Source organism: Campylobacter sp. CNRCH_2015_0814 (assembly GCF_025772765.1).
Lineage (GTDB): Bacteria > Campylobacterota > Campylobacteria > Campylobacterales > Campylobacteraceae > Campylobacter_D.
Genome location: NZ_JAKMSR010000007.1, coordinates 12,797 through 29,460 on the forward strand (window position 1 = coordinate 12,797; position 16,664 = coordinate 29,460).

General features: G+C 30.8%; 18 protein-coding genes. All 18 read left to right on the plus strand.

Features of this window, described 5'->3' with window-relative positions:
• The first annotated feature begins 5 nt into the window (after positions 1–5).
• The 18 genes from L8X24_RS04910 (at position 6) to L8X24_RS04995 (ending at position 16,660) form a co-directional block, all read left to right on the plus strand.
• Positions 6–944, plus strand: coding sequence for an ABC transporter permease (locus L8X24_RS04910; protein WP_318529561.1), 939 nt, complete (start codon positions 6–8; stop codon positions 942–944).
• Positions 937–1,713 (plus strand): ABC transporter permease, encoded by a 777-nt coding sequence (locus L8X24_RS04915; RefSeq protein ID WP_263663863.1) that lies wholly within the window; start codon positions 937–939, stop codon positions 1,711–1,713. Before L8X24_RS04910 ends, L8X24_RS04915 begins: the two co-directional genes overlap by 8 nt.
• The gene (locus L8X24_RS04920; protein ID WP_263663864.1) at positions 1,710–2,483 is read left to right on the plus strand and encodes an ATP-binding cassette domain-containing protein; all 774 of its coding nucleotides are present in this window, start codon (positions 1,710–1,712) and stop codon (positions 2,481–2,483) included. The genes L8X24_RS04915 and L8X24_RS04920 overlap by 4 nt, the downstream gene beginning before the upstream one ends.
• Entirely contained in the window at positions 2,467–3,135 is a 669-nt protein-coding gene (locus tag L8X24_RS04925) for an ATP-binding cassette domain-containing protein (protein WP_263663865.1), read from the plus strand. The genes L8X24_RS04920 and L8X24_RS04925 overlap by 17 nt, the downstream gene beginning before the upstream one ends.
• A 119-nt stretch (positions 3,136–3,254) precedes the next feature.
• Positions 3,255–3,674: an NAD(P)H-quinone oxidoreductase subunit 3 gene (locus L8X24_RS04930; protein ID WP_263663866.1), complete on the plus strand. Its 420-nt coding sequence runs from the start codon at positions 3,255–3,257 to the stop codon at positions 3,672–3,674.
• Positions 3,653–4,150 (plus strand): NuoB/complex I 20 kDa subunit family protein, encoded by a 498-nt coding sequence (locus L8X24_RS04935; RefSeq protein ID WP_039619352.1) that lies wholly within the window; start codon positions 3,653–3,655, stop codon positions 4,148–4,150. Before L8X24_RS04930 ends, L8X24_RS04935 begins: the two co-directional genes overlap by 22 nt.
• The gene (locus L8X24_RS04940) at positions 4,147–4,941 is read left to right on the plus strand and encodes an NADH-quinone oxidoreductase subunit C (protein WP_412175329.1); all 795 of its coding nucleotides are present in this window, start codon (positions 4,147–4,149) and stop codon (positions 4,939–4,941) included. Before L8X24_RS04935 ends, L8X24_RS04940 begins: the two co-directional genes overlap by 4 nt.
• 1 nt (position 4,942) lies before the next feature.
• Positions 4,943–6,169 carry an NADH dehydrogenase (quinone) subunit D gene (nuoD, locus tag L8X24_RS04945; protein WP_039619347.1) on the plus strand — a complete coding sequence of 409 codons (1,227 nt, stop codon included), beginning with the start codon at positions 4,943–4,945 and terminating at the stop codon, positions 6,167–6,169.
• Positions 6,166–6,393 carry an NADH-ubiquinone oxidoreductase subunit E family protein gene (locus tag L8X24_RS04950; RefSeq protein WP_039642382.1) on the plus strand — a complete coding sequence of 76 codons (228 nt, stop codon included), beginning with the start codon at positions 6,166–6,168 and terminating at the stop codon, positions 6,391–6,393. Before nuoD ends, L8X24_RS04950 begins: the two co-directional genes overlap by 4 nt.
• Positions 6,390–7,106, plus strand: coding sequence for a hypothetical protein (locus L8X24_RS04955; RefSeq protein ID WP_263663868.1), 717 nt, complete (start codon positions 6,390–6,392; stop codon positions 7,104–7,106). Before L8X24_RS04950 ends, L8X24_RS04955 begins: the two co-directional genes overlap by 4 nt.
• Positions 7,103–9,556, plus strand: a complete 2,454-nt coding sequence (locus L8X24_RS04960; RefSeq protein WP_263663869.1) for an NADH-quinone oxidoreductase subunit G — start codon at positions 7,103–7,105, stop codon at positions 9,554–9,556. The genes L8X24_RS04955 and L8X24_RS04960 overlap by 4 nt, the downstream gene beginning before the upstream one ends.
• A complete protein-coding gene (gene nuoH / locus L8X24_RS04965; RefSeq protein WP_039619340.1) occupies positions 9,553–10,551 on the plus strand; it encodes an NADH-quinone oxidoreductase subunit NuoH in 999 nt (332 codons plus the stop codon). The genes L8X24_RS04960 and nuoH overlap by 4 nt, the downstream gene beginning before the upstream one ends.
• An 8-nt stretch (positions 10,552–10,559) precedes the next feature.
• The gene (gene nuoI / locus L8X24_RS04970; RefSeq protein ID WP_039668894.1) at positions 10,560–11,192 is read left to right on the plus strand and encodes an NADH-quinone oxidoreductase subunit NuoI; all 633 of its coding nucleotides are present in this window, start codon (positions 10,560–10,562) and stop codon (positions 11,190–11,192) included.
• Positions 11,185–11,691 (plus strand): NADH-quinone oxidoreductase subunit J, encoded by a 507-nt coding sequence (locus L8X24_RS04975; protein WP_263663870.1) that lies wholly within the window; start codon positions 11,185–11,187, stop codon positions 11,689–11,691. Before nuoI ends, L8X24_RS04975 begins: the two co-directional genes overlap by 8 nt.
• Positions 11,691–12,002: an NADH-quinone oxidoreductase subunit NuoK gene (gene nuoK / locus L8X24_RS04980; RefSeq protein WP_087699810.1), complete on the plus strand. Its 312-nt coding sequence runs from the start codon at positions 11,691–11,693 to the stop codon at positions 12,000–12,002. Before L8X24_RS04975 ends, nuoK begins: the two co-directional genes overlap by 1 nt.
• Positions 11,990–13,792, plus strand: a complete 1,803-nt coding sequence (gene nuoL / locus L8X24_RS04985; protein ID WP_263663871.1) for an NADH-quinone oxidoreductase subunit L — start codon at positions 11,990–11,992, stop codon at positions 13,790–13,792. The genes nuoK and nuoL overlap by 13 nt, the downstream gene beginning before the upstream one ends.
• Before the next feature lies 1 nt (position 13,793).
• Complete coding sequence (locus L8X24_RS04990) at positions 13,794–15,263, plus strand: complex I subunit 4 family protein (protein WP_263663872.1); 1,470 nt, start codon at positions 13,794–13,796, stop codon at positions 15,261–15,263.
• The gene (locus L8X24_RS04995; protein WP_263663873.1) at positions 15,263–16,660 is read left to right on the plus strand and encodes an NADH-quinone oxidoreductase subunit N; all 1,398 of its coding nucleotides are present in this window, start codon (positions 15,263–15,265) and stop codon (positions 16,658–16,660) included. Before L8X24_RS04990 ends, L8X24_RS04995 begins: the two co-directional genes overlap by 1 nt.
• The last annotated feature ends 4 nt before the right edge of the window (positions 16,661–16,664 follow it).

The window sequence follows — 16,664 nt, forward strand, 5'->3', positions numbered from 1 at the left end:
AACTCATTTTCAAACGCCTTTTATGGGCGTTTTTCTTGATGATTTTTGCAAGCTTTTTATGTTTTGTGATGATTTATCATGCTAAAGGAAGCGTGGTTTTTGCTAGTGTACCTCAAGGAACTAGCCTTAAAATAAAAGAAGAAATCGAGCGTAATTTAAATTTAGATAAACCTTTATTAGAGCAGTATGAAAATTGGCTTTTTAATGCCATGAAAGGCGACTTTTCCTACTCTTTAATCAGCGGAGAAAAGGTTAGTGAGATTTTAAAAGAAAAACTTCCTTATACTCTTATACTAGGTGGGTTAGCTTTTTTAGCGCTTTTCATGTTGTCTTTGGCTTTGGCGCTTTTGTGTGTGTTTTATAAAGATAGTTTTTTGGATAAATTTATCACTTTTTCAACGATGAGTTTTTTTGCATTGCCTGCTTTTTCTTTATCGCTAATGTTTATTTTAGTTTTTGCTGTATTTTTTAAGCTTTTTCCAAGTTCGGCTATTGCTGATATTGGTTTTGAAGATGATGTGTTTAATCGTTTGTGGCATTTGTTTTTACCAGTATGTGCTTTAGTGCTTTCACATTTAGCTGTTTTTGTGCGTTTTATAAGGACAAGTTTGATTGATAGTTTAAATCAAAGCTTTATAGAAAGTGCTTTTGCAAGAGGGCTTAGCAAAACAAGAATTTATTTGCACTTTGTGTTAAAAGATGCTTTTGGTTCTATACTTGCGTATTTTGGTGCTTCTTTTGTGAGTTTTTTAATGGGAACTTATATAGTAGAAAGTGTGTTTTCTTATGAGGGCGTGGGAAATTTGGTGATTAAAAGTATATTGTTTAAAGATTATCCTGTGGTGCTAGCTGTGGTGATTTTTAGCATTTTAGTGGTGGTGCTTGTAAATTTGATCGTAGAGATAATTTGCAAGATGATTAATCCAAGGTTTGCTAATGCGTAAGTTTTGCGTGATGATGATTTTACTAAGTTTTATTTTAGCACTTTTTGCACCTTTAATAAGTTCTTATGATCCTAATTTAGTGGATTTAAGTAAGGCTAAAATAGCCCCAAATTTAAGTCATATTTTTGGTACAGATTTGCTTGGTAGAGATGTTTTTACGCGTATTTTATATGCCTTGCGTGTTTCTTTGTTTGTAGGGGTAATGGCAGCATTTTTTAGCGTACTTTTTGCTTGTGTTTATGTGTTTTTAACAAGATTTTTTGCTTATGCTTTTTTCGCTAGAGTACTTGATATGCTTTTAGCACTACCTTCTTTGCTTGTGATTATGTTTTTTCAAAGCTTTTTGGCAGGATCTTTGTGGAGTATGATTTTTATTATCGCTTTAGGGCATTTTGCTTTTGTGGCAAAAGTGCTTGATACTCAGCTTAATAAATTTCAAAAACTTGAGTTTTATCAAAACGCAATTGTCTTAGGCTCTAGTAAAATGAAGGCTTTATTTAGTGAGCTTTTGCCTTCTTGTTGGAATTTGCTTTTTGTGCTTTTTGTTTTAAATATCGCTCATGCTATTACAAGTGAAGCGACTTTAAGCTTTTTTGGCTTGGGTGTAGAGCTTTGGACTCCAAGTTTAGGAAATATGCTAAATGAAGCAAGCAAGGCCGTGTTTTTAGGGTTTTGGTGGATGATAGTTTTTCCAGTAGCCTTTATACTTATGCTTATTTTGCCTTTGCTTGCTTTGGGTAATGATTTGCAAGAAGAGATTAAAGTATGATAGAAATTTCAAATCTTAACCTTAGCTTTAAAGATAAGATCTTATTAAAAGATATCAATCTTAATTTAGAAGATGGCAAAGCTTTGGCTATCATGGGTAAAAGTGGAGCTGGAAAAAGTTTGCTTTTAAAAAGCATGATTAAGCTTTTTGATAAACACTATAAACTTAATGCGCAAAAATTTCAGATAGATCAAAAAGATATTTTAAATTTAAAAGAAAAAGGACTAAATGCCTTAAGAGCTAAGGTAAATTTGCTTTTTCAAGATGTTTATGGGAGTTTTTACCCTCTTGTTGATATAGGGAGTTATTTTAATATAGTTTTAAAAACTCATACTAATTTAAGCACAAAAGAGATTAAAGAAAAGGCCTTTTATTTTTTTGAGTGCTTGGGACTTAAAAATCATGATCTTTTGTGGCATTCTTTTATATATCAGTTAAGTGGTGGTATGGCAAGACGCATTCAAATAGCGCTAGCTTTGTTAAGCGAGGCTAAGTATTTATTGTGTGATGAGATTACAAGTTCTCTTGATAGGGCTAATGAAGAAAAAATCATCGCTATTTTAAAAGAGCTAAAAACACAATTTAAAAATCTCATTTTCATCACGCATGATATAAATTTAGCCAAAGAGCTTTGCGATGAGGTGGCTATCATAGAAGATAAAACTTTGATTTATCAAATGCCTGTAAAAGAGTTTTTAAGCAATCCAAAAGGTGTTTTTGCTAAAGAATTGTTAAATTGTCTTGAGAATGAAAATGTTTTTAGAAGTTAAAAATTTAAGCAAATCTTATAAAATTAAAAAACACTGGTATTTAAAAGAAGAAGAAATTTTTGTTTTTAAAGATGTGAGTTTTTCTTTAAATCAAAATGAGAATTTATTGCTTTGTGGGGAAAGTGGTAGTGGCAAAAGCACTCTAGCTAAAATTCTTTGTATGCTTGAACGAGCAAATACTGGAAAAGTTTTATTTGAAAATGAAAATATATTAAATTTAGATTTTAATACTCAAAGAAAATTACGCCAAAAAATTCAATATGTTTTCCAAGATCAAAAGCTAGCTTTAAATCCTTATAAAAGCACTAAAAGACTTTTACTTGATGTATATGAAAATTTTAAACTTAAGCCTGATTTTGAAGAGCTTTTTAAACTTTTTGATGCTTTTGAACTTGAAAAAGATATTTTAAATTTAAAACCCTCTAAGCTAAGTGGTGGTCAAAGCCAAAGATTAGGTTTGATTAGAGCTTTGCTTTTAAGGCCAAAATTGCTTATTTTAGATGAAATCACAGCAGCGCTTGATGTGGTGACTGCTTATAAAATTTTAAACTACTTGCACGCTTTTCAAAAAATGCATGATATTACTTATATATTTATTTCTCATCAAGAAAAAATCTTGCAAGATATATGCCATAAAAAAGTGTTTTTATAATAAAGATAAAAATTGTTTCATTTTGAAATACTTAAAAAATTATTTTTTTGATAATAAGTTTTTATATAGCTAAGTTAAAGTAAAATAAATTTTAATTATGCTTGAATAAAAGGTTTATTATGACGCACGCAACTATAGAGCATCAATACTTTGGCATCTTTGCAATGCTTGTTATTGCAAGTGTTATATTTTTTACTTTGGTGTATATTTCTTCTAAAATAGGTTCCAAACTCGCCTCTCATAATAGAAAAAAACTCGGACTTGGGATTTATGAGTGTGGGCCTATGGCTTCTAAGCAAGCAAACAAAATTAATTCTCAATTCTTTGTTTTTACTTTGATTTTTATTTTGCTTGATATTGAAGTAGTATTTTTATTTCCTTGGGCAGTGATTTTTAAAGATTTAACCGCAGAGCTTTCAAATTACGGCCTATCTTTATTTGCCTTAGTGGAAGTATTTGTTTTTATTTTATTGCTTGCAATAGGTTTTTTATACGCTTATAAAAAAGGAGCATTCGCATGGCAGAGTATCAAAAAATGAGCAATGCGCCAGTTGTTTTAACTACGGTTGATAAGTTAGTGCAATGGGGTAGGAGTAATTCTTTATGGGCACTATCTTATGGGCTTGCTTGTTGTGCTATTGAAATGATGGCAGCAGGTGGTGCAAGATATGATTTTGATAGATTTGGAACGATTTTTAGAGCAAGTCCAAGACAATCTGAAGTAATGATTATAGCGGGTACTTTAAGCAAAAAACATGCTGAATTTACAAGAAGACTTTATGATCAAATGCCTGATCCTAAATGGGTTATTTCTATGGGTTCTTGCGCAAATACCGGTGGTATGTTTAATACTTATTCTACTGTTCAAGGGGTAGATAGAATTATTCCTGTTGATATTTATGTACCAGGCTGTGCCCCACGCCCTGAAACTTTTCAATTTGCTTTGATGATTTTGCAAAAAAGAATTCGTAAAGAAAAAGCAAGCAGAAAAATAGCTCCAAAAAGGCTTATATGATGAGAAAATATAGCGATAAGAAAAATGCTCAGCTAAAAAATTATTATGAAGATAGATTTTACCATGCACCTGCAACTAAAAAACTAAATACAGAGGATAGTGCTTTTGAGAGTGATTATCAAATTTTAAGCCAAGAATTCGGGTTAAAAAATTCTTTTATAGAGCTTGATTTTTGGGTGATTGAAATAAATAAAGATGATAATGTTGCTATTCTTAGTAAGCTTAAAAATTTAGGTTATAGTTGTTTTACTGATGCAAGTGCGATTGATTTTGTCGCTCAAAAACAGGGTTTTGAAGTATATTATCAGCTTTTAAATATGGAGAAAAATTTAAGAGTGAGAATAAAAACTTTCGTTGGTTTAAAAGAAAGGCTTCAAAGTGTTATGAGCGTTTTTAAGGGTGCTAATTGGTGTGAGAGAGAAATATATGATATGTTTGGAATTTTCATTATCAATCATCCGAATTTAAAAAGACTTTTAATGCCTGATGATTGGTATGGACATCCTTTTTTAAAAAGCTATCCTTTGCATGGTGATGAATTTGCTAAATGGTATGAGATAGATAAAATTTTTGGAAAAGAATATCGCGAGGTTGTAGGTGAGGAAAATAGAGATCCAGGTTTTGTAGATGAAAAAGATACGCTAAACTTTAGCAGAATTTATCATGAGGTTGGTAAAGGTGAAGCTCCAAGAGAAGATAAATATCTACAAGAATATCAAGAAGAAGGTGGCGTGCCTTTTGTGAAAAAAGCCAAAAGAACGCAAGTAAAAATTTTAGACAAGAGAAGATAAAATGCAAATTTCTACTAAATTAAAACCTTATTATGAAAATATAAGCTTTGAGCGTGAAGATGGTACTATGATAGTAAATCTTGGTCCCCAACACCCTAGCGCTCATGGAAATTTACGCCTTATTTTAGAACTTGATGGAGAAGAAATCACCAAGGCTGCTCCTTGTATAGGCTATATGCATCGTGGTATGGAAAAAATGGCTGAAAATATGATTTATCAAGAGTTTATCCCAACTACTGATAGAATGGATTATATCGCAGCTAGTGCAAATAATTATGCCTATGTAGCTGCTGTGGAAAAACTTTGTGGTTTGGAAATTCCACGCAGAGCAAGTGTGATAAGGATGATTTTGCTTGAGTTAAACCGCATTGCTTCGCATTTGCTATGGCTTGCTACACATGCTCTTGATATTGGTGCGATGACAGTATTTTTATACTGCTTTAGAGAGCGTGAATATGTGCTTGATTTAATAGAAAAATATTGTGGGGCAAGACTTACGCATTCATCTATGAGAATAGGCGGGGTAATGCTTGATTTACCTGAAGGTTTTTTAGATGAACTTTTAGCATTTTGCAATAAATTTCCAAATGATATAAAAGATTATGAAGCCTTGCTTGATGATAATAGAATTTGGCGTGCAAGAACTGAAAATGTAGGAGTGGTAAGTAAAGAACAAGCGCTAAGTTGGGGTTGTAGCGGGGTTATGCTAAGAGGAAGTGGGATTGCTTATGATGTTAGAAAAGAAGAGCCTTATTTGCTTTATGATGAGGTAGATTTTGGCGTGCCTGTGGCTAAAATGGGTGATTCTTATGCAAGATATAAAGTTTATATGCAAGAATTTAGAGAAAGTTTGAAAATTTTAGTTCAATGTGCTAAGCTTTATCAAGATACTCCGCCTGAAATTTTATGCAATCATCCTGAGTATGTAAGTGCTTCAAAAGAGCAAATCATGACACAAAATTATTCGCTTATGCAACATTTTGTCCTAGTAACCCAAGGCTTAAAACCACCAAAAGGAGAGGTGTATGTGCCAACTGAAAGTCCAAAAGGCGAACTTGGGTTTTTTATTCACTCAGATGGTAGCGGTAGGCCATATAGATTAAGAGCTAGAACCCCAAGTTTTTTTCACTGTGCGTTTTTAGAAGAAATGCTTGTGGGGTCATATTTGGCTGATGCGGTGGCGATTTTAGGGAGTATTAATATAGTTTTAGGTGAGATAGACCGATGAGACGCGTGGATTTAAGAAAAAGTCAAGATTTGTTTAAGGATTTAGAACAAATCATTCAAAATGCTTATATGGGTGAAGTTTTAGTGGTTTTGTTTGAAATAGGAGATTTTTCTAATGTAGAAAAAAGTTTTGCTTTCATAAAAGAGCAAAATTGTGAACTTTTAAATTCTTTAAAATTTAATCAAGTAGATTGGACTATAGTTTTTAAAAAGGTAGGACAATGAAATTAGCAAAATATCAAGAAGGCTTAAATGCTTTGTGTTTTGTGGATTTGCTTTCTTTAAAAAATCCTTCACTTTGTGCTAAGCTTAACAAAAGTAAAAATTACAATATTTCCTGTTTAGAAGATAAAAATTTAAAAGCAAGCTTTTATAAATGTGAGATTGCAAGTGCGCCTTTTGTGCTTGCATTACTTTGTAAGATGAGTTTGGATACTGAATTTAACGAGCTTGATGAGGGTTATTTAAGTGCTGAATCTTGCTTTGGCGAAGAAGAGGCTTTAGAGATTTTGGAGTTTTTAAAAGAAGCAAAGTGTATTATTTTTGATGAAAATTTATACCAACATAAAGACTTTGAAAATATTAAGTATTTTTTAGAAAAACTTTGTCATAAATTTGAACTTTTATTGATTTGTTCTAATGAAAATGAAGAAAATTTGTTAATACAAAATTCTTTTAGTGAACTTTTAGAACTTGATAATTTTGACGGAACTATCATCATGCAAGCACCTTTAGAGGATAAAAATTTGCATTGTTCTTCATCTTTTGCTTTGATTGCTAAGGTCAAGGATGAGGATAAAATTAATTTAAAAATAAACACTCAAGAATTTGCAACTATAGTAAAAATCAATCATGATTTAAAAGGCACGGTGGCTTTGTTTGATTATGAAAGCGCTGGTTTTGCTTTTTCAAAAGCTCAAGTTAAGGTTATAAAATGAAAGTTATCATTAATGGTATAGAATGTGAGGCAAATGAGGGTGAGTATATCTTAAATGTCGCAAGAAAAAATGATATTTTCATTCCTGCAATTTGTTATTTAAATGGTTGTTCTCCAACACTTGCATGTCGTATGTGTATGGTAGAAGCTGATGGTAAAAAGGTTTATTCTTGTAATACTAAAGTTAAAGAAGGTATGGTAGTAGAGAGTGATTTGCCAAATTTATGGGATGAGCGTAATGCCATCATGCAAGCATATTGTATCAACCACCCTTTACAATGTGGGGTATGTGATAAATCTGGCGAATGTGAGCTTCAAAACTTTACACACAAAGCAAGAGTAAATGTGCAAAATTATTGGATTAAAGATACCCATAAAGAGCATAAAAAATGGGGCGAGATTAATTATGATCCAGCTTTATGTATAGTATGTGAAAGATGTATTACAGTTTGTAAAGATAAAATAGGAGAAAGCGCTTTAAAAACCACTCCAAGAGGAGCAAACGCGCCCGATGCAAGTTTTAAAGAGAGTATGAGTAAAGACGCGTTAGCTATTTGGACTAAATTTCAAAAGAGTTTAATTGCGCCAAGTAGTGGCGATATGCTTGATTGTTCTTTTTGTGGAGAATGTACAAGTGTATGTCCAACGGGAGCTTTGGTGGGTTCGGCTTTTCAATATACATCTAATGCTTGGGAGTTAAAGAAAATTCCAGCTAGTAATCCACATTCAAGTGATTGTGAGTTGATGTATTATGATATTAAACAAACTAGTATTAATAATCAAAAAGAAAAAATTTATAGAGTGAGTAATGATTTTGCTTTTGCTACGCTAAATAAAGCTGCAAGATATGGTTTTAATACCCAAAATGAAGTTCAAGGTAAAGACGAAAAAGCTTTTGAAAAACTAGTAAATATGATAAAAAATAATGAAATAAAAAATATTTTATTTAATAGTTTTATTACTAACGAAGAAGCTTTAATCTTACAAAATTTAAGTAAAAAATTTAATCTTAATCTTATAAATCATGAAGCTAAAAAATTCCAAGATTTCCTAGCTTGTTTTTATCAAAATGCAAATGCAATGTATAATGCAAATACAGATGATATTACTCAAAGTGATTTTTTAATCATTGTGGGTTCATTTTTACGCTATGATGCGCCAACGCTAGGATATAAAGTTAATAACGCTTTGGTAATGAATAAAGGTGCAGGACTATATTTTCACCCTATAAAAGATAAAGGTGTGGATAAATATTCTAAAAATTTCTTGCAGATTAATCATGATATTAAAGATAATGAAAGTATTTTATTATTTATCTTGCAAAAATTTGCCAAAGAGCTTTCGCAGGATTTTAAAAACACATTAGAAAATGCATATTATCAAGATACAAAAGAAATAGAAGAAACTATTAATGAAGAAGTTACTGAAAAGATAGAAAAGCAAAATGAAAATGGCGAAACTATTATAGAAGAAGTTAAAAAACTTGTGCCTAAAAAAATTAAAAAAAGCATAGAGGTGCAAAGATCAAATTATGCGAAAAATCTTGGCATAGATGAGGATATTTTAGAGACTTTACTCGCAAAAAAGCAAAAATTTACACTTATTATAGGAAGTGATTTTTACTATGATGAGCAAAGTGCAAAGCTAGCAAAACTTTGTGCTTTGGTGCAAAAATATACTGATTTTAAAGTCTTTTTAAATCCAACTTGCACCAATACTTTAGGCGTGAGTTTAATTTGTGATTTAAGTCAAGATTTTCAAGCGGGAAAAACACTAGGTTATAACGAAAAAGGCGATTTTACTTTTTCTTATGATGGGCATTTTGATCTTGCAAGTTCTAGTTTAAATCAACAAGAAGGTAGCTTTGTAAATTATGACAAAAGATTAGTTCCTACAAATGCAGCTTTAGAATTTAAAGGTTATTTTTTAAATGATTTAGCAAATGCTTTAGGTTTTGATGAGGAATTTACAATCAACTATACTAAATTTTTACCACAAAATAAAGGCTTTAGGGCAATTGATTTTGATGAGTTGGAAAATCATTATGATAATGGTGGGGCAAATCATAGAGGCTATGAGCTTGATTTTTCTCATTTTGAGTTTGAAAAAACATTAAGCACTCAAGAAGTCAAAGAGCAAAATGAAGGAAATTTAACCTTATATCATGCAAATTGTATTCACCAGTTTTCAAAGCTTAGCAATAGAGCTTTTAATGAGGTTGGAGCTTTATTTTTATCGTCTGATTTAATGCAAAAATTTGATTTAAACCAAGATGATAGTGTTATTTTAAAAAATGAAAAAACTCAAATTGCTATAAGTGTAAAATGTGATGAATCTTTAGAAAATGGAGCGTATTTGGGGGATTATGATAGTAAGATTGATTTTAAATCTTTGTTTAATAATACTCGATATGCAAAAGTTTGGCTTGAAAAAGCAGGAGCTAAAATATGAGTGATATTACTTTTTTTATTATAGAAACAATTATCAAATGCGTGCTTGTTATAGCTATTTTTGCAACTTTAGCAGGCTTGGCAACTTATCTTGAAAGAAAGGCTTTGGCTTTATTTCATCGTCGTTTAGGGCCTGATATGGTAGGTCCTTTTGGATTGCTTCAAGTAGTTGCTGATATGATTAAGCTTTTTACTAAAGAAGATATTGTTCCAACTTATGCTCAAAAAGTGGTGTTTTTAATCGCTCCATTGATTGCAGCAATTTGTGCTTTTGTGGCAATTGCAGCTATACCTATTTTTCCTGAATTTACTTTATTTGGTAGAGTGATTCGTCCTATTATTGCTGATATTAATGTGGCTTTATTATTTGTCATAGGTATGGGTGGGGTTAGTTTTTATGCGATTTTTTTAGGAGGCTTGGCTAGTAATAATAAATGGTCATTGTTAGGTGGGGCAAGAGGGCTTGTTTCTATCATTTCTTATGAGAGTGTTGCAGGACTTTCTTTGGTGTGTGTTGTAATGCTTGTTGGCTCTTTGTCTTTAGTAGATATTAATAACTATCAAAGTGAAGGCATACTTTCTTGGCTTATTTTTAAACAACCTTTGGCTTTTATTTTGTTTGTGATAGCTATTTTTATAGAAACTAATAGAACTCCACTTTGTTTAAGTGAAAACGAAACTGAACTTGTTTCAGGTTATGGCACTGAATATAGTGGGCTTAGATGGGGTATGTTTTTTATCGGAGAATATACAGCCATGATAACAGGAGCGATTATGATATCGCTTTTATTTTTGGGTGGATTTAATGATTTTTGGATTATACCAGGGGCTATTATGATGCTTTTGAAAGTGTCTTTTGTGTTCTTTTGGTATTTTTGGGCTAGAGGGGCTTTTCCGCAACTGCGTCCTGATCAAGTAATGAGAATGTGTTATTTGATTTTAATTCCTTTAGCGGTTTTAAATTTATTAATTAGTGCTTTAGTACTTGTGATATAGGAAAAACAATGAAAAAAGGTTATTTTAAAGTAGATTTTGAGCGTAAAAATCCTCAAAATGCTTATGAAAAATTTATACAAGTAATCAAGCGTTCTTTAAATACAGAACTTTTTGTAGGTTTGTTTGTCGTATTAAGAGAAATGTTTAAAAAAAATAATAGCGCAACGATTAAATACCCTATGGAAAAAGTTGCTTTAGATAATCGCTACCGTGCGGTACATCGTTTGATGCGTTTTATTGAAAGTGAAAATGAATGTTGTATTGGTTGTGGCTTGTGCGAAAAAATTTGCATTAGCAATTGCATAAGAATGGAAACAAGTTTAAGCGAAGATGGACGTAAAAAGGTTGAAAATTATAGTATCAATTTAGGACGTTGTATTTATTGTGGCTTTTGCGCTGATGTTTGTCCTGAACTTGCTATTGTGCATGGCAAAGAGTATGAAAATGCAGCAGAGCAAAGATCGTATTTTGGTCAAAAGGAAGATTTTTTAACTCCTATCGATGAGCTTAAAAATCAAGTAGTATTTGAAGGAAGTGGTAGTTTAAGAAAAGATGCTGATGATTTAGTAAAGAAAACTCCAAATTATTATGAGATAGATTTGCAAAGACAGCAAGATACCCCAAAGGAAGAAAATGTTTGAAACGATAGCTTTTTGTTTGTTAAGTGTTTTGGTATTGGGATTTTTTCTAATTAGCGTTTTAAGTACTAGTGTACTTTATGCTATTAGTTCTTTGGCTGCGGCTATGGTGTTTTTGAGCGGATTTTATTTTTTACTTAATGCTGAATTTATTGGAGCGATTCAAATTATCGTTTATAGCGGGGCTATTTTAGGTCTTTATAGTTTTGCTATGATGTTTTTTGATGCTTCGATAAAAGTAAAGGAAAGTCTAAAAGGTAAAAGAGTATTTATTTTTGCTGTGATTTTTAGTGCTATTTTGTTAATTAGTATTATTATGGGTTATAACTTTGGCTTAAATGAAGCTAATGAGGTTTATGGCCTTGATTCAACTCAGCAAATAGGTTTTACTTTATTTACAAAATACATGCTTGCTTTTGAATTTATGGCAATTTTACTTTTAATAGCTTTAATTTGCGCTATAGCACTTACTCAAAAAAATATAAAAAAGGATGAGCAATGATGTTAGAAAAATACTACATTGTGGCTATTTTGATGTTTATCATTGGTCTAATAGGTATTATAAAACGCCAAAATTTAATTATGCTTTTTATTTCAAGTGAAATTTTATTAAATGCTGCTAATTTGGCCTTAGTTACAGCAGGAGCTTCTCATAAAGATATAGAAGGACAAATTTTTGCTTTATTTGTAATGGGGGTTGCAGCTTGTGAAGTAGCTGTTGGGATAGCGCTTTGTGTTTTATGGTACAGAAAAACAGGAACGCTAGAGCTTAGTTCTTTAGCTGAAAAAGGAGAGATAAAATGCAAAATTTAGCTTTAATTGCACTTTTTTCTCCTTTGGCTTCAGCTGTTATTTTAGGTATTTTTGCTTTTAGTACTAAGAAAATTATTTTAGGTTATTTAGCTTCTTTATTTATAGCTTTTTCAGCTCTTGCTTCAATTGTTTTATTAAATAATGGAGTACATTTTAATTTTGAACTTGGTACTTGGATATCTTTGGTAGATGTTAGTTTTGGTTTTAAAATAGACTCTATTACTTTAATTATGATGAATGTAGTAAGCATAGTTGCTACTTTTGTGCATTTATATAGTATATTTTATATGGAGCATGATGAAGGGTTTAATCGCTATTTTAGCTATTTAGGGCTTTTTGTTTTTTCTATGATGTTCTTGATTATGAGTGATAATTTCTTAGGACTTTTCATAGGTTGGGAAGGTGTTGGACTTTGCTCATGGCTTTTGATAGGTTTTTGGTATCATAATGAAAAATACACCTTTGCTGCTAATGAAGCATTTATCATGAATAGAATTGCAGATTTGGCTTTGCTTTTAGGAATTTTCTTAATTTATATAGAGTTCAATTCTTTAAAATACGATGAGTTTTTTACCCTTTTATCTTTAGGGCATGAAAATGATATGATTTTGATTTTGATAGCGCTTTTACTTTTTGTGGGTGCTATGGGTAAATCAGCACAATTTCCTTTCCATACTTGGCTTGCTGATGCTATGGCAGGACCTACACCAGTTTCAGCGCTAATCCATGCTGCGACTATGGTTACTGCTGGAGTTTATTTAGTAATTCGTGCTGGAGAGCTTTATTTACAAGTTCCTGAAGTAGGATATTTTATCGCTATACTTGGAGCTTTTGTAGCGCTTTTTGCCGCTTCTATGGCTATGGTAGCTAAAGACTTAAAGAGAATTATTGCTTATTCAACGCTTTCTCAACTTGGATATATGTTTGTAGCAGCAGGTCTTGGGGCTTATGCTATAGCTTTATTTCATCTAGCAACCCATGCATTTTTTAAATCTTTACTATTCTTAGGTGCAGGTAATGTAATGCATGCGATGAATGATAAACTTGATATTAGCAAGATGGGCGGGCTTTATAAAAGTATGCGTTTTAGCGCTATTTTAATGCTTATAGGCTCTTTGGCTTTGGCAGGAATTTATCCTTTTGCAGGATTTTTCTCTAAAGATTTAATTTTAGGATTTTCTTTTATAAGTCATCATCATGGAATTTTCTTGGTACTTTTAATAGCAGCTTTTATGACAGCTTTTTATAGTTTTAGACTTTTAATGCTTGTATTTTTTACTCCAAAAAGACATGAAGAACATCCTCATGAAGCTAGTAAAATAGCTTTATTTGCGATGAGTCCTTTGGCTTTGCTTGCTATTATTGCAGGATTTTTTGAGCATAGCTTTATGGAGTTTGTAAGTCAAAACTTAGCTTTTATTGATGGGCAAAATTCTTTAGTTATGATGCTTGCAAGTGCTGCTGCAGTGCTTGGAGTGCTTTTAGCTATTATAGCTTATTGGAAAAATTGGTTTAAACCATCACTTTCTAAAACAAGTATTTATAAGATTTTGTTTAATGAATACTATATACCAAGGTTTTATCATCAATTTATTGTTAGTAAATATGCTTTATTTTGTGAATTTTTAAGAAAAAGCGATAAAGAAATTTTAGATACTTTGGTAGATAGTGTTGCATTTTTCCTTAAAACTTTTGCTAGGACTCTTAGCATAGGTAAGGATTATTCTTTGGTTTTAAGAATTACAGTGTTGGCTTTTGTATGTTTATTTTGTTTAGCGTTGGCGGTGTAAAATGCTTGGTTTATTAATGTTATTTCCATTTTTTGCAGCTTTTATAGCTTTGTTTTTGCAAAAAGAAGATAGCAAGTCTTTTGCTATTTTAGTTAGCTTTTTGATTTTAGTTTTTAATGTTTTTTTATTGTTTAATTATCATGGTGGCATAGCTTATGAGTTTAGTTTAAATTCTTTAATAGTTAATTTTCATATCGGTGTAGATGCTATAGCGCTTTATTTGATGTTGCTTTGTTCTATTATGATTTTTTTATCTTTTATATGTTTAGATATTCAAGATAAAAGTGTTGTAGTAAGTATATTTTTATTGCAATTTTGTATTATAGGGCTTTTTGCTTCATTGGATGCTTTATTGTTTTATGTATTTTGGGAGTTTTCTCTTATACCTATTATTTATTTAATAGGCAGATATTCAGATAATTATAAAGCAGGGATTAAATTTTTCATTTATGCATTTTGCGGTTCTATGCTCATGCTTTTAGCGATTATTTATGTAGGATTTTTGTATTATCAAAGTTTTGGGTATTGGAGTTTTGATTTACTTGCTTGGTATCAGAGTGAATTTTTCATACCTGAAAGTGTGCAAAATTTAATCTTTATAGGATTTTTTATCGCTTTTGCGATTAAAAGTCCTTTATTTCCTTTCCACACTTGGGCGCCAAAAGTTTATGCAAAAAGTCCGACTTTAGTATCTGTAATGCTTGTTAGTTTTAAAATGGCTCCTTTTGGATTTTTAAGATTTATCTTGCCTTTAACACCTGATACTTTAAATCATTATTATTCTTTACTTGCTATTTTATGTATAGTTGGAATTTTATATGCAGCTTTAATTGCTTTTAAAACCAAAGATTTAAAAGAATTAATTGCTTATAGCTCAATTTCGCATTTAGGTGTGGTGATTTTGGGTATTGTGACTTTTACTTATAATGGGGTTAGTGGTTCTGTATTTTACATGTTTGCACATGGTATAGTTACGGGTGGTTTGTTTTTGGCTGCTTATATGCTTTATAAAAGATATCATACTTTTGATTTAGACTTTTATAAAAATTTAGCTAAAACAGCTCCATTATTTAGCTTTTTCTTTGCGGTGTTATTATTTTCATCTATTTCACTGCCTTTGACTATTTCTTTTGTAGGTGAGTTTTTAATTTTACAAGGCATAGCAAGTGTGAATTTATGGTATGCATTATTTGCAGGTGGTGTGATTATTTTAGGAGCTATTTATATGTTAAATATTTATAGAAATATGTTTTTTGCCACTAGTGAAGAAAAAATGGAGAAATTAATATTAAAAAAAGGTGAAATTTTTGTTTTGAGTATTTTAAGTGCCTTGGTAATTTATTTAGGGATAGCTCCAAGTGCTATGCTTGATGAAATTGCTTTGAATGTAAATAGCATTCTTGAAGTTATGCAAACAAGAAATATTGCAATAGAAAATCAAAAAATCATAGATGATATAAGAGGTTTTTAATGAGTGGCTTTAGTTTAGAAAAATTCAATTTTGTATTGTTATTTCCTGTGTTATCATTGCTTTTTTGGGCTATTGTTTTGCTTTTGTTGGATGCATTTAAAAAGCTTTCTAGAAATTTTTATATAGGAGCAAGTGTTATAGCTTTATTTAGCGCTTTGTGTTTTTTATTGCTTTATAATGGCTTTGTTTTAGATAATTCTCATGCCTTTTTTGGTTTATTTGTAAGTGATAATTATGCAATTTTTGCTCAAATAGTTATTTTAGTTTTTTCAATGCTTTATTTATTAATGGATAAAGATGAGCAAAAGGCAGAGTTTTTTTCTTTGTTTTTATTTATGATTGCTTCTTTGATATTAATGATATCAAGCACTAATTTAATTGTAATTTTCCTAGCTTTAGAAGGTTCTTCTTTAGCTCTTTATACATTAATAGCACTAAGAGGAACTCATAATGCTATTAGCTCTAGTATAAAGTATTTTACTTTAGCTGCGGTAGGCGCTGGGTTTTTTGTCTTTGCTTGTGCTTTTGTATATTTAAAAACAAAATCTTTGGATTTAGATAATCTATTGCATTCTGAATATATTTCAGATCCTATCTTGCTTTGTGCTGGGGTAATGTTTTTAGTTATTGTTGGAGTAAAACTTTCTATTGCACCTTTTCATTTTTGGTTAAAAGATGTGTATTGTGGAGTGCATACAAATTTTATAGCATTTATATCTATAGTACCAAAAATAGCTATGATAATAGTAGTTTTAAGAATTTTTTCTGCTTTAGGCGGTGGAGTAAAATTTGAATACATAGTAGCATTACTAGCAATTTTTTCTATGCTTGTTGTAAGTATAGTAGCTTTAATCCAAAAAGATGTGAAAAAAATGCTAGCATATAGTTCTATTACTCATTCTTCTTTTATATTAGCAGTTATTGTTTCTAGTATGAGTGTGAGTTCTCAAGGAGATGGGACTTCTTATTTGCTTTCAATTTTTGCTTTGTTTGTGTATTGGATATCTTTTGCTTTTGCAAATTATGGAATTTTTTTAATATTGAGTTTATTTCAAAAAAGTTCATTTGAGAGTTTTTCAGGTTTGTTTGATCAAAGACCAGTATTGTCTATAATGCTAGCTATATTCATTTTGTGTATAGCAGGTATTCCGCCTTTTGGTATTTTTTGGGGTAAAATTTTAATTTTAGCTTCTATTTTAAACTCAGGCTATTATGTACTTATATTTGCTATAGCTTTAAGTTCTATGATTATGCTTTATGCTTATTTAAAAATTTTAATTTATGTTTTTTTCAAAAAGGCTCAAATCATAGAAAGTGCAAACTTAGATGTAAAACAAAAGATTATTTTATGCTTGTGTTTGATTGGAAGTGTTTCTTGCGTGTTTTTGCTTTTGTAAAATA